Below are 12,465 nucleotides of genomic sequence, written 5' to 3' on the forward strand. Positions count from 1 at the left end.
TGTTTTGTCAACATGCTATCCTTCGGCAATGTCAGCAGAGATAAACATCCGGCCAAGGCGAGCCCGAGGCAAACGCTTCAACGACCCCGAAGGCATGCGCAGGAAAGTGCTCGATGTCGCGGAAGTCGCGTTTCAGGCACGCGGCTACCATGCTTCCAGCCTGGGCGACCTCATGACGGCGGCAGGCGTCAGCGGTGGCGCGCTGCATCATCATTTTCCGACCAAGAAGGCATTGGCGCTGGCGGTCATCGACGAACGCGTGGCGGCGGCGGTCGAGGAGACGTGGATAGCGCCGGTGCGGCAGGCGGCTTCGGCGCGCGAAGGCGTGCGTCAGGTGTTCGAAGCCGTGGCAGCCGAACTGGAACGGCAAGGTTTCGTACGCGGCTGCCCGCTCAACAATCTGGCGCATGAACTCTCGCTCGCCGATCCCGAATTCCGGATTGCCCTTGCCGGCATTTTTGCGGCATGGCGCCAGGCGATCGCCGACAAGATCAGGGCCGACCAGCGGGAGGGCAGGGAGCAAGGCACGGATCCTGAGCATTTTGCGCTGGTTGCCGTCGCCACCTATTCCGGCGCCATGTCGCTGGCCAAGACAGAGCAGCACGCCGGCCCGTTGCGCGTTTGCCTTGCGGCGTTCGAGCGGAGCGCCGCCCACGCGGCATCATCGCAGGGCGGTCCGGGGGCGAGGCGACGTCGCAGAGTGCTGCGGCGGTTCGGCAGCACTTGAGGGCAAGCTACAGCCGAGCTTGCCGCCGATGCCGCGACGAGCGTGGAAAGCCGGTTGCTACTCGGCCAATGGCTTGATCGTCTCGTAACCGCTGAACTTTACTGCCGCCCGCTCTCCATGCTGAAATTCCCCGATGATGAATCGCCCTTCGTCCCTATTGCTGTCGCGGCGTGGTTTTCTGGTGCAGGCCGCCGGTCTTGCCGCGGCCAGTGCGCTTTCACGCCCGGCGCTCGGTCAGACCGGGCAGCGCATCCAGCCCGTCGACGCCACCTTCCTGTTCGTCGCCGATGTCCATGCCTGCCGCATGGCGAGCGGTTTGAGCCCCAATTGCCAGCAGGAAGGCAAGACGGACGCGGCGCTGTTGCGCAACGTCGCGGCGTTGAACGCCATCGGTGACAAGAAGTGGCCGGTCGAGATCAACGGCGTCGCCACGGGCTTGCGGTCGGCCGGCAGCCGCATCGGCACGCCGCTCGGACTTGCCGTCGGCGGTGACATCACCGACGACGGCGGCGGCCAGATCACCGAGCCCAGCGAAGGCACCCAACTCCTGCAGTTCAGCCAGCGCTATCAGCAAGGCATGGGGCCCGACCGCGTGCATGTTCCGGTTTATGTCGGCCTCGGCAATCATGACCTCGATCAGAACGGTCCGCCACATCATGTCGACTGGTACCGGCGCGAAATGCGCGATTATGTCGAGGTCAATCACCGCGCCGGCGTGTTCTTCAAGCCGCCGGTGCCGGCCACCAGCTACGACGTCGACACCGACTGCTATTCATGGGACTGGGGTGGCCTGCATCTGGTGCAGACCCATCGTTTCGCCGGCGACACCGGCCACGGCGCCGACAACAGCCTGCCTTGGCTCAAGCAGGATCTGGCGACCTATGCGGCGGACGGCCGCCCGGTCATCCTGTTCCAGCACTATGGCTGGGACAGTTTTTCGATGGAGCGGTGGGATACAGTCAAGAGAGTATTCGACGACGGCGGCAAGGGAGCGCCGCATTGGTGGAGCGATACGGACCGCCAGGCATTGCTGGCGGCCCTGAAGGGCTACAACGTCGTTGGCGTCTTCCATGGTCATCAGCACGAGGTGCCGATGATCTATCAACGCGACGGCCTCGATCTCTTCAAGCCGAAAGCGGCCTACATGGGCGGCTTCGCTCTGGCACGTGTCACCGACGACAGCCTGGACGTCGTGTTGGGGCAAGCCAGCGACGATCATGGCGACGTGATTTTCACCAACGCCTTCAGCAAATCGCTGAAGGCGTGAAAAGGGCCGCTCGATATGGCCCTTCCACGGTGATCAAACAGATTTCTTGACCTTGTCTTTCACGTCGCCATAGGCCTTCTGTACCTTGCCTGTGGCCTTGTCGGCCACGCCTTCGGCCTGCGTCCGCCTGTCGCTGGTCGCCTTGCCGGCGGCTTGCTTGACCGATCCTTTCACCTGCTTGGCCACGCCGGCGACCTGATCCTTGTTCACCATTTCCGCATCTCCCGGATCTTGTTCGCTTGAGCAAACGAGCCGGCACGGATTCGGTTCCGGCAACCGCTCCCTGTGTCGGCAAACAGTGCCTTTCGGCGGCTGGGCCGGCAGGCTAGGGTACCGGCCGGCGCAGTCCGCAAGGAGCAACACCGCCAAGGGGGACAGATGTCGGAATTCACGCTCTATATCGGCAACAAATGCTTTTCGTCCTGGTCGCTCAGGCCCTGGGTGGCGATGCGGTACCTGGAGATACCGTTCGAAGAAGGATTCGTGCGGCTGCGCACGCCCGAGACCTTTGCCAATCTGGCGAAAGTTTCGCCGACCGGTCAGGTGCCCGTCCTGGTTCACAAGCCCTTGAATCACGATGGCAGGATCGTCTGGGAAACCCTTGCCATCCTTGAATATCTCGCCCACCTTTTTCCTGGGAAAAAGCTCTGGCCGGCCGATATCGGCGCCCGGGCGCTGGCGCGTTCGGCGGCGACCGAGATGCATTCCGGTTTTCGCGAAGTCCGCTATGGCTGGCCGATGAATTTGCGCCGGCCAAAGGGGCACAAGCCGCTCGATGCCGAGGGCGAGGCCCAACGTGCCCGCATCGAGGCGCTGTGGCGCGAGTGCCGTGAGAAACACGGCAAGGGCGGCCCGTTTCTGTTCGGTCATTTCAGCGCGGCCGATGCCATGTATGCGCCTGTCGTCACCCGTTTCGACACTTATGGCGGGGAGCTGGCGCCCGACACCAGGGCCTATGTGGACGCGGTTCTGGCTATACCGGCCATGCGCCAATGGTATGCCGAAGCCGCCGAGGAGACATGGCCGGAGCCGGGTCCGGACGAATAGGGCTGTCCGTGAAGCGGTCTTACCCAGGGATCGGGATGGGCCGCGTGAGGTGCTTTCAACTGGCGGATTTCGGGCCGATAGCGCAATATTTGACAGGCGGCTGAAACACGGGTACAACAAATCTGTCGATATTTGTTTGATTGACTTTTGTTATCCGCGCTTTCGGGCGCGCCTTTGACGAACTTCCCACATCAAAAATCGAGACAAACGACGTTGTGCATCCGCACGGCGTGAACGAATATTTGCCATGGAAAGGGTTCGTCATGAGCACCGGCACAGTTAAGTGGTTCAACGCCACCAAGGGTTTTGGTTTTATTCAGCCTGACGACGGCTCCGCCGACGTTTTTGTCCACATCTCGGCCGTGGAACGCGCCGGCATGCGCGACATCGTCGAGGGCCAGAAGCTCGGCTACGAGATGGTCCGCGACAACAAGTCGGGCAAGATGTCCGCCGACCAGTTGAAGGCGGCCTGAAGAAAGAATTCAGCCGTCCCGGTGACCACGGATGTACTGGCACCGGTGAATGGCGAATTCGGGCGCATGGCCATGGGGATGTGAGTTTCCAAGGTTTGTGCTGCCCATCAGGAGCTAGCCTGGTGCATCCAGTTGGATGCGCGGCGCTCCCAGGGAAGGTCAGGCGGTGCCTGGCCTTTTTCATTTTCCGCTTGTTGCCGCTGAAAATGCGCTGCGCATTGGGCTGAACGTGCTAAGGGACGCTCCAGCAATTTGAATCCGCTGCCGCATTGCTTTGTGCATGGTCCCGACCGAAGACCCGGTCTCGCCCTATCGGCACCAGGCTCCTGACAGGAGAAAGATTTTGACCGCTCATTCGAAGACAGCCGTCGATACGGCCGTGTCGCTGTTCAGCAAGACGCAAACCCAGTCGATGTCGCTCAATCGCATCATTTCCGAGCGCGATGCCGTCAGCCAGGCCCGGGAAGCCAAGACCGCGCGCTTGCGCGAGTTGCGGCTGGAGAAAGAGGCCGACGAGATGGCGGCCGCCGCAGCACTCGCGTTGCTGCCGAAACGAGCCGGAAAACGCTGATGGCCACCAAGCGCGTACCGTCAACGCCGATCGCCGCCGATGCGACCATCGCCGACATGGTCGAAACCCTTGACAAGCCGGTCGAATATGTCCGTCGCGTGCTGGAGAAACTCGAACGCTGCAAGCGCGCCCATGGCGATGCCCAGGTGCGCATCGGCGTGCGCGGCCGTGCCGAGTGCCCGAACTACCTCATCGAATATGTCCGCGAAGACGCCAAGACCCATGAGCGGGTGACCTATCAGGATGCCGCCTATAGCGGCAGCACGCATCGTGAGCTGGCGGCTCATCACATCGCGGAAGCCAGGAACTGGTCGCCCGAGGAAATGAACATCACGGCGGTTTCGGCGCTGATCGGCCGCCTGCGCAATCCGCGCGCACCATCATCGCGTTTCGCCGACGAGGACTGACATGGCCATAAAATTCTCCGCCAAGGACCAGCCGGCAGCGCCGGCTTCCGCCGCAAAGCCGGCCAAGCCGGTTGCCGCGCCAAAGGCGGCCGAGGCAGCGACCGATCTGTTCAAGTCGCCAGCGGACGCACCGAAGGGCAAGACCGGCAAGAAGAAGTAGCGCCTTGCCTGGGGACGCCGATCGCAATCTTGCTGCTTTGAAGCCGGTTGCCGTGGTAGCCGCGACCACCCTGGCTTCGTGTCAAGCAGGCATCACTCCTGTGTTCGATTGCCAGAGCTGCGGCGCCTGCTGTTCCTATTCGGCCGAATGGCCGCGCTTTTCGACCGAGGATGACGCGCAGCTCGACCGCATCCCGGAAAAATACGTGGCGGCCGACCTGTCGGGCATGCGCTGTGACGGCGTGCGCTGTTCGGCCCTGTCCGGCGAAGTCGGCAAGTCCACCGCTTGCACCATCTACGAAATGCGACCGGATGTCTGCCGCGCCTGCATGCCCGGCGATGACGAGTGCCTGATGGCGCGCCGGGCGCTCGGATTTTCCACCGTTTAGCGCGCCTCCTGGCGGCGAATGCCGTGGCTTGTGCGCATCCCGCTTGCTGGCTAGGCTGCGTCAGGGCAGGGCGCTGGAGGAGATCATCGTGAGCATCGAATTTCTATTGACATCGCTGATCGTCGTGGCTTCGCCCGGCACCGGCGTTCTCTACACGCTGAGCGCCGGACTCTCGCGCGGTGCGCGGGCCTCGATCATTGCCGCCTTCGGCTGCACGCTTGGCATCATCCCACATATGGCCGCTGCCATCACCGGTCTGGCGGCGCTGCTGCACACCAGTGCGGTTGCTTTCGAGACGCTGAAATATCTCGGCGTCGCCTATCTGCTCTACATGGCCTGGAATACGCTGAAGGAGAAGGGCGGCCTGAGCGTCGAGGACAATGTCGCGCCACGCTCGGCCGGCAAGGTGATCGCCACCGGCATCCTCGTCAATGTGCTCAATCCGAAACTGTCGATCTTCTTCTTCGCCTTCCTGCCGCAATTCGTCAGCACCACCGAGCCCAACGCGCTGTCGAAGATGCTGGAGCTCAGCTCGGTCTTCATGCTTTTGACCTTCGTGGTCTTCGTCGGCTACGGCATCTTCGCGGCGTCGATCCGCAGCCATGTCGTGTCGCGGCCGATGGTGCTGACCTGGATGCGCCGGACGTTTGCCGGCGCCTTCGTCATGCTCGGCGCCAAGTTGGCACTGGCGGACAGGTGATCGCGCGGCTTACAGCATGTCGCGGCGAATAGGGTTCGCCCGACCTGCTGTAAGCTTCTCATTTTATGCACGTCCCGGGACCGAGGACACTTCCGGCGACATGCATTAGCCCTTGACGTAACCCATGGCCTCGACGATCCGCCCGCCCGCGACGCGCATCAGGTTGACGCCGCGCAGCGAATTGCCGTCGGCCATCCAGTAGCGCCAGCGGATAGTGGCGCGGTCGCCGGCCACGAAAGTCTCTTCGAGGTCGAAGCGCGTACCGGGTGCGGTGGCGATCGCCGACCACAGCTCGACACAGGCTGCCTTACCGGCGCGGCGCGCGCCGTCCGGCGCCGGCGTGGTGTTCTCGATCACGCAGTCCTGCGCCACCAGCTCGTCGAGAGCCGACGGGTCGTGACGCTGGAACACGTCGTTATAGCGCCGCATGATTTCAGCCGTTTCGCCGGATCGGTTGGCCGCGGCGATGTCGATGATCGATTCCTGGGTCATCGGATTTTCTCCTTCCGTTCTTAGTGGGTTATGAGGTTCGCTTTCAGGGTGATCGCGGCGACGCCGGCCAGCGCCCGCGAGACGAGGCATCCCGCCTTGGCCGACTGCGCCAGCCGCTCGAAATCGGCGGCGGCGAGACCGGCGACGTTCGCCTCCGTCTCAAGCTCGATGCGGGTAATCGTCGGCCCGGCCGCGGTGGCGCCCAGATGCACCTTTGCGATCGTGTGGATATCGCTTGCGATATGACCTTCGCTGCCGAGAATGGCGGTGAGCGCCATCGAGAAGCAGCCGGCGTGGGCGGCCGCGATCAGTTCCTCCGGATTGGTGCCGGGGCCGTTCTCGAAGCGGGACGGGAACGAGTAGGCGCCCTCGAACACGCCGCTGCCCAGCCTTAGCCGGCCGGATCCTTCCTTGAGTGTGCCGTGCCATTCGGCCGATGCGTCGCGAATTGTCATTGCTCTCTCCTTTGGTTGATGAATAGGGGCTCACGCGCCGTCGATAACGACCTTGCCGAACACGTCGCCCTGCATGAAATGCCGATATGCCTCGCGCGCTTCGGTAAACGGGAAGACCTTGTCGATGACGGGCTTCAAGCGATGCGCCGCGACGGCGGCGAGCATCGCCTCTAGGCCGCTGCGGCTGCCGACGAAGATGCGGCCGATGGTGACAAGACTGCGCTGGTAGACGGCGGCTGGGATCTCGACCGATCTGCCCTTCTGGTCCTGGACCGTCAGCAGTACGATGCGTCCGTAGAGGGAGCTTGCGATCAGCGATTGCGTGAAGGTCGCCGGCCCGCCGGTCTCGACGGTCAGATCGATGCCGCCCGTCGCCTCGCGCAGCTTGGTGCCCCAATCCGGCGTCTCGGCCGTTGCGATGACGAGGTCGGCGCCGAGCGCGCGCAACCGGCCGGATTTTTCGACACGTGAGGTGATAGCCGCCACGCGGCAGCCCATCAGCTTGGCAAACTGCAGCGCAAACAGCGCGACGCCGCCCGAGCCGATAACCAGCACCCATTGCCCCGGTTTTGGGACCTCGGAGCCGGTCAAAGCGCTCCAGGCCGTCACCCCCGCGCAGCTGAAGGTCGCGGCTTCATGCCAGTCGAGATGCTCAGGCAGCCGCACCGCCCATTGCTCGTCGAGCAAGGCATATTCACCGAGCATGCCGTCCAGCGTGCAGCCGAGCTGATCGATGAGCCCGGCGTTGATACGGCCGTCGATCCAGCGCGCGAAATAGCTGCCGGTGACGCGGTCGCCGACGGCAAGGCGGGTGACACCATCGCCGATGGCCACCACTTCACCGGCGCCGTCGCTCAGCGGCACGACGCCGGCCCGCGGCGTCAGCGGATAGGCGCCGCTGAGGATCATCGTGTCACGGCGATTGAGCGAGGTGGCGCGCACCCGCATCAGGATCTGATGCGGACCCGGCTGGAGGACCGCTTCCTCGCGCATCACCACTCTGTCGAGGCCGCCGTCCTCTCCTTCCAGCCGATACTTTTGCATCACTGCCTCCGAAATATGTAGACCGATTTACATATTATGTAGACCGATTGTCATATTCCGCGCAAGCCCTATAATGCGCACTCCTGACAGAGGTTGACATGGCGACGGACACACGCACGCGGATGATCGAGGCGACGGCACTGCTTTTGCGGCGGCGCGGCTATCACGGCACTTCGCTGAAGGACATTTTGAGTGCCAGCGCCGCGCCGCGTGGCTCGCTCTATTTCCATTTCCCGGGTGGCAAGGACCAACTGGTCGTCGAGGTGACGCGCGCCAGCGTGGCCGACGTGACCGAGCGGCTGGGTGCCCAACTTGCGGCGGAAAGCGATCCGGCGGTCGCCGTCCACCACATTTACCACTCCGTCGCCCGCATGCTGGAGGACAACGAGTTTTCGCTCGGCTGCCCGATCGCGCCCGTCGTGCTGGATGCGCCGAACGACGTGCCCGACCTCGAAGAGATCTGCCGTTCAGCTTTCGAGCAGTGGATAGGCTTGCTGCGGGATGCCTTCATCAGGGCAGGGGTCCCGGAGCGTCGCGCGCAGGCGCTGGCGCTGCTGGTCGAATCTTCGCTGGAAGGCCTGATGGTGATTGCCCGCGCCACCCGCGACCGTGCCCCGCTGCTGGCAGTGGCTGATGAAGTGGCTGCACTTATCGAACAGGCCGTGCTCGTCGGCAAGGTGGCGCAGCGTGCGGAGACTGCTGTCTGACGCTGGGTCCACCCGACCGCGGTGGAGCACCAGCCTCAACATGCAAAGAAAAGGGCGACCTTTCGGCCGCCCTTTCGAAAAATTTGCGAAGGTGGCTGGATTAGAAGTCCATGCCGCCCATGCCGCCCATGCCGCCGCCGCCCATGCCGCCAGGCATGCCGCCGCCAGCCGAGTCCTTCTTAGGAGCTTCGGCGATCATGGCTTCGGTGGTGACGAGCAGGCCGGCGACCGAGGCCGCGTCCTGGAGGGCCGTGCGCACGACCTTGACCGGGTCGACGATACCCATGACGATCATATCGCCATATTCGCCGGTCTGGGCGTTGTAGCCGAAGGTCGCGCCCTTGTTCTCGAGGATTTTGCCGGCGACGATCGATGCTTCCGCACCGGCGTTGGCCGCGATCTGGCGGGCCGGAGCCTGCAGTGCACGACGAACGATGTTGATGCCGGCGGCCTGGTCGGCGTTGACGCCGGTCACCTTGATGTTGGCCGAAGCGCGCAGCAGGGCAACGCCACCGCCGGCAACGATGCCTTCTTCCACGGCCGCGCGGGTCGCGTTGAGGGCGTCATCGACGCGGTCCTTCTTTTCCTTGACTTCGACTTCCGTCGCACCGCCGACACGGATCACCGCAACGCCGCCGGCGAGCTTCGCCAGACGTTCCTGCAGCTTCTCCTTGTCGTAGTCCGAGGTGGTCTCCTCGATCTGCTGCTTGATCTGGGCAACGCGGCCCTGGATCTCGGCCTTCTTGCCGGCGCCGTCGACGATGGTGGTGTTCTCCTTGGAGATCGACACCTTCTTGGCGCGGCCGAGCATGTTGAGGCCGACATTCTCGAGCTTGATGCCGAGATCTTCGGAGATGACCTGGCCACCGGTGAGGATGGCGATGTCTTCCAGCATGGCCTTGCGGCGATCACCGAAGCCCGGCGCCTTGACGGCGGCGATCTTCAGGCCGCCACGCAGCTTGTTGACGACCAGCGTGGCCAAGGCCTCGCCTTCGACGTCTTCCGAGATGATGAGCAGCGGCTTCGAGGTCTGCACGACGGCTTCGAGGACCGGCAGCATGGCCTGTAGGTTGGAGAGCTTCTTCTCGTGCAGGAGGATGTAGACGTCCTCGAGCTCCGCAACCATCTTGTCGGCGTTGGTGACGAAGTAGGGCGAGAGGTAGCCGCGGTCGAACTGCATGCCTTCGACGACCTCGAGTTCGGTCTCGGCGGTCTTGGCTTCCTCGACCGTGATGACGCCTTCGTTGCCGACCTTCTGCATCGCTTCCGCGATCATCTTGCCGACCGACTCGTCGCCATTGGCCGAGATCGTGCCGACCTGGGCGACTTCCTCGGAGGTCTTGATCTTCTTGGCGGCCTTGCCGAGAGCGGCGACCACTTCGGTGACGGCCAGATCGATGCCGCGCTTCAGGTCCATCGGGTTCATGCCGGCGGCAACCGACTTGTGGCCTTCCTGGACGATCGACTGCGCCAGAACGGTCGCGGTCGTGGTGCCGTCGCCGGCGATGTCGTTGGTCTTCGAAGCAACTTCGCGGACCATCTGCGCGCCCATGTTCTCGAACTTGTCTTCAAGCTCGATTTCCTTGGCGACGGTGACGCCGTCCTTGGTGATGCGCGGGGCGCCGAACGACTTGTCGATGACGACGTTGCGGCCCTTGGGGCCGAGCGTGACCTTCACCGCGTCGGCGAGGATGTTGACGCCGCGCAGCATGCGCTCGCGGGCGTCACGGGAGAATTTTACGTCTTTGGCAGCCATGTTTTAGCTCCTGGCAGGGGCTCGGATAGAGCCCGAAAAATTCAAGTTGAAGATGAGGCCGATGATCAGCCGATGATGCCCATGATGTCGGATTCCTTCATGATCAGAAGGTCTTCGCCATTGAGCTTGACTTCGGTGCCCGACCACTTGCCGAACAGGATGCGGTCGCCGGCCTTGACGTCCAGCGGGACCAGCTTGCCAGCTTCGTCACGAGCGCCGGAACCGACGGCGATGATCTCGCCTTCCTGCGGCTTTTCCTTTGCCGTATCCGGGATGATGATCCCGCCGGCGGTCTTGGATTCGGATTCGACCCGGCGAACGACCACGCGGTCATGAAGCGGGCGGAACTTCGACTTTGCCATTTTTTCTTCCTCGAATGAGAACGGTGAGAACAGTTCCTCCGTCCGGCGGTGCCGGACACGTGGTTAGCACTCACCAATGGCGAGTGCTAACGTGGCGCTCAAATAGGCCGCCGACCTGCGAGAGTCAAGGCACGCGGACGCCTCTTGGCACGATGGCGATGAACTTATCGAAGCCTGGCCGAACCGAGCACCAGAAGCGGGCAACGCTCCGCCAGGGGATAGCTGCCGCTTGGCACGACACGCACCTGGTCGAACCAGGCACCTGCCTCGTCCTCCAGCATGGCTAGTGTCGCGAAACTGTATCTCGTTTCGGAGCCCGCATAGACGTCGATCGTGTCGATGGATGCCATGCTCCATCCCGTGCGTGCGGCAAGGGCTTCCCGATCCGGAAACAGCTCGTCGAATGCCGTACGGATTGCCCGCACACTGACGGTGTTGTCGCAGTCGTCGGTCGTGCACGCCATTGCGATCCGCCATTTGAGCGCGTGGAAATTCTCGACCCCGCCAGCCAGGACCAGCGCTTCGATGCGGCACAGGTCATCCGCTGCTTCCGGCCGCGCGAAAACGCGGATCGCCGCATGCCTGCCAGGTTTCAGCACCCTTGCGATTTCGCCGAACAGCGAACCGCGCGCGACTTTGGAATCGACGGCCGACAGGCATCCGTCGCCGATGACGGCGTCGAAACTTGCCCGCTCGACGGGTAGGTCAAGCCAGTTGCCGGCCATCGCCCTTCGCGAGACGCTGTCGCCGGCCCATACGCCGGAAATCATGGTTGCCGATTGATCGATCGCCAAGATAGACCTGCCCAGGCTTGCCAGTTCGGGGGTTACGCCGAGGAGGAGGACATCGGCGTTCCCGAGATCAAGTTCGCGATCGAATATGCCGACGGTTTCCGGAGTTGGCCGCAGCGGGGCGTCCAGGAGCTTCCAGTGCCGATGATAATTGTCCCAATGATTCGTCATTCAAACCCGTCGGAGCTCAGGAAGGTCTGGCATCGCCTGATTAGAGCCGCTTAATAGAAGCGGGCATGGAAGCCAAAGGGGGATAGCCGTGGCGCGGGTCACTGTCATAACGCATGAGCATGACCGGTTCCTTGGCAAGCGCAATCTTATGTTGCGCAGGGGCAGCCCCTATTTGCTTTTCGATGTTCTGGAGAACCTGAAAAGGCGCGGCCATTCGGTGTGGATTCAACAAGGCCTGTCGAAAACATACAATGCCGATATCGCGGTTCTGCATGTCGATGCAACGATAATGCCGGCAGACTATCTCTCTTATGCCAGGAGTTTCCCATTCTGCCTCAATGTAGGGGTGGGAGACATATCGAAACGACGGATCAGCGGAGCGCTGATAGGCGAGGGCGACACCTGGCAAGGCCCCGTCATCGTCAAGAGCAACCTCAACAATCGAGGCATTCCGGAGACTTTCCTCAATCGGCGATCAGCGCGTGCCGGCAAGTCGCTGCCTTTTCCGCATCTGCCGGCCCTGCGGTCCTATGAAGTCCATGGAACTCTCGGCGATGTTCCAGATGGCGTCTTCGACTGCGATGATCTCGTCGTGGAAAAGTTCATTCCGGAACCGGAGCCCGACGGCTTTGCCGTTCGTTTCTGGGTGTTTTGCGGAGAGCGCGAACGCTGCACCCGCTACGTCTCGCCCAACAGCCTGGTCAAGGCATCGGAAACGATCCGACGCGAACCTGTCCCGGTTCCCGACGAACTGCGCGAGCGGCGGCGTGAACTCGGCTTCGACTACGGGAAATTCGATTTCGTCATGCATGAAGGCAGGGCCATCCTCCTCGATGCCAACAAGACTCCCGGCCGTCCGCAAAATCTGGTGAAGATGTTCGCGGCCGGCGCTGCCGATCTGGCCGACGGTTTCGAAGGCCTCATCCGCCGGGCGAGATAGTCTCCGG

18 protein-coding genes are annotated in these 12,465 nt (G+C 62.9%); 11 read left to right on the top strand and 7 right to left on the bottom strand.

Annotation, left to right across the window (positions count from 1 at the left end; genetic code table 11):
- Positions 1–94: 94 nt before the first annotated feature.
- Together FJ434_RS15885 and FJ434_RS15890 are read left to right on the top strand one after the other, a co-directional pair.
- The gene (locus FJ434_RS15885; protein WP_181165961.1) at positions 95–727 is read left to right on the top strand and encodes a TetR/AcrR family transcriptional regulator; all 633 of its coding nucleotides are present in this window, start codon (positions 95–97) and stop codon (positions 725–727) included.
- A 133-nt stretch (positions 728–860) separates the two neighbouring features.
- The gene (locus FJ434_RS15890; RefSeq protein ID WP_140749211.1) at positions 861–1,994 is read left to right on the top strand and encodes a metallophosphoesterase; all 1,134 of its coding nucleotides are present in this window, start codon (positions 861–863) and stop codon (positions 1,992–1,994) included.
- 33 nt (positions 1,995–2,027) lie between these two features.
- On the opposite strand, the gene FJ434_RS15895 is transcribed toward FJ434_RS15890, so the two are convergent.
- The gene (locus FJ434_RS15895) at positions 2,028–2,207 is read right to left on the bottom strand and encodes a CsbD family protein (RefSeq protein ID WP_140714142.1); all 180 of its coding nucleotides are present in this window, start codon (positions 2,205–2,207) and stop codon (positions 2,028–2,030) included.
- A gap of 165 nt (positions 2,208–2,372) precedes the next feature.
- Here FJ434_RS15895 and FJ434_RS15900 point away from each other — a divergent pair, with 165 nt between their 5' ends.
- The 7 genes from FJ434_RS15900 (at position 2,373) to FJ434_RS15930 (ending at position 5,740) form a co-directional block, all read left to right on the top strand.
- Positions 2,373–3,041: a glutathione S-transferase family protein gene (locus FJ434_RS15900; RefSeq protein ID WP_140749208.1), complete on the top strand. Its 669-nt coding sequence runs from the start codon at positions 2,373–2,375 to the stop codon at positions 3,039–3,041.
- Positions 3,042–3,304: 263 nt separating this feature from the next.
- Positions 3,305–3,514 carry a cold-shock protein gene (locus FJ434_RS15905; RefSeq protein ID WP_010915421.1) on the top strand — a complete coding sequence of 70 codons (210 nt, stop codon included), beginning with the start codon at positions 3,305–3,307 and terminating at the stop codon, positions 3,512–3,514.
- Between the two features lie 343 nt (positions 3,515–3,857).
- Positions 3,858–4,085, top strand: coding sequence for a hypothetical protein (locus FJ434_RS15910; RefSeq protein WP_140749205.1), 228 nt, complete (start codon positions 3,858–3,860; stop codon positions 4,083–4,085).
- Positions 4,085–4,492: a hypothetical protein gene (locus FJ434_RS15915; protein ID WP_140507394.1), complete on the top strand. Its 408-nt coding sequence runs from the start codon at positions 4,085–4,087 to the stop codon at positions 4,490–4,492. The genes FJ434_RS15910 and FJ434_RS15915 overlap by 1 nt, the downstream gene beginning before the upstream one ends.
- Before the next feature lies 1 nt (position 4,493).
- Positions 4,494–4,652 carry a hypothetical protein gene (locus FJ434_RS15920; protein WP_140507392.1) on the top strand — a complete coding sequence of 53 codons (159 nt, stop codon included), beginning with the start codon at positions 4,494–4,496 and terminating at the stop codon, positions 4,650–4,652.
- Positions 4,653–4,704: 52 nt separating this feature from the next.
- Positions 4,705–5,040 (top strand): YkgJ family cysteine cluster protein, encoded by a 336-nt coding sequence (locus tag FJ434_RS15925; RefSeq protein ID WP_246678310.1) that lies wholly within the window; start codon positions 4,705–4,707, stop codon positions 5,038–5,040.
- A gap of 88 nt (positions 5,041–5,128) precedes the next feature.
- Positions 5,129–5,740, top strand: coding sequence for a LysE family translocator (locus FJ434_RS15930; RefSeq protein WP_023766446.1), 612 nt, complete (start codon positions 5,129–5,131; stop codon positions 5,738–5,740).
- 105 nt (positions 5,741–5,845) lie between these two features.
- Here the strand turns inward: FJ434_RS15930 and FJ434_RS15935 are convergent, their stop codons facing one another.
- Genes FJ434_RS15935 through FJ434_RS15945 form a run of 3 tightly spaced genes read right to left on the bottom strand, consistent with a single transcriptional unit; the run spans position 5,846 to position 7,731 of the window.
- Entirely contained in the window at positions 5,846–6,232 is a 387-nt protein-coding gene (locus FJ434_RS15935) for a nuclear transport factor 2 family protein (RefSeq protein WP_140714152.1), read from the bottom strand.
- Between the two features lie 20 nt (positions 6,233–6,252).
- On the bottom strand, positions 6,253–6,687 hold the full coding sequence (locus FJ434_RS15940) for an OsmC family protein (protein ID WP_140507384.1): 435 nt from the start codon (positions 6,685–6,687) through the stop codon (positions 6,253–6,255).
- A 30-nt stretch (positions 6,688–6,717) separates the two neighbouring features.
- On the bottom strand, positions 6,718–7,731 hold the full coding sequence (locus FJ434_RS15945) for an NAD(P)-dependent alcohol dehydrogenase (RefSeq protein ID WP_140749199.1): 1,014 nt from the start codon (positions 7,729–7,731) through the stop codon (positions 6,718–6,720).
- 98 nt (positions 7,732–7,829) lie between these two features.
- On the opposite strand from FJ434_RS15945, the gene FJ434_RS15950 reads away from it, so the two are divergent.
- Positions 7,830–8,438 (top strand): TetR/AcrR family transcriptional regulator, encoded by a 609-nt coding sequence (locus tag FJ434_RS15950; protein WP_140749196.1) that lies wholly within the window; start codon positions 7,830–7,832, stop codon positions 8,436–8,438.
- Between the two features lie 100 nt (positions 8,439–8,538).
- Here FJ434_RS15950 and groL read toward each other — a convergent pair whose 3' ends face one another.
- The 3 genes from groL to FJ434_RS15965 all read right to left on the bottom strand — a co-directional run bounded on the left by groL (position 8,539) and on the right by FJ434_RS15965 (position 11,518).
- On the bottom strand, positions 8,539–10,194 hold the full coding sequence (gene groL, locus FJ434_RS15955; protein ID WP_015318388.1) for a chaperonin GroEL: 1,656 nt from the start codon (positions 10,192–10,194) through the stop codon (positions 8,539–8,541).
- Positions 10,195–10,259: 65 nt separating this feature from the next.
- Complete coding sequence (gene groES / locus FJ434_RS15960; protein WP_006203049.1) at positions 10,260–10,556, bottom strand: co-chaperone GroES; 297 nt, start codon at positions 10,554–10,556, stop codon at positions 10,260–10,262.
- 164 nt (positions 10,557–10,720) lie between these two features.
- Positions 10,721–11,518 (bottom strand): class I SAM-dependent methyltransferase, encoded by a 798-nt coding sequence (locus FJ434_RS15965; protein WP_140749193.1) that lies wholly within the window; start codon positions 11,516–11,518, stop codon positions 10,721–10,723.
- A gap of 88 nt (positions 11,519–11,606) precedes the next feature.
- Here FJ434_RS15965 and FJ434_RS15970 point away from each other — a divergent pair, with 88 nt between their 5' ends.
- On the top strand, positions 11,607–12,458 hold the full coding sequence (locus FJ434_RS15970; RefSeq protein ID WP_140749190.1) for a hypothetical protein: 852 nt from the start codon (positions 11,607–11,609) through the stop codon (positions 12,456–12,458).
- Positions 12,459–12,465 lie beyond the last annotated feature (7 nt).

Source organism: Mesorhizobium sp. B2-5-13 (assembly GCF_006440535.1).
Classification (GTDB): domain Bacteria; phylum Pseudomonadota; class Alphaproteobacteria; order Rhizobiales; family Rhizobiaceae; genus Mesorhizobium; species Mesorhizobium salmacidum.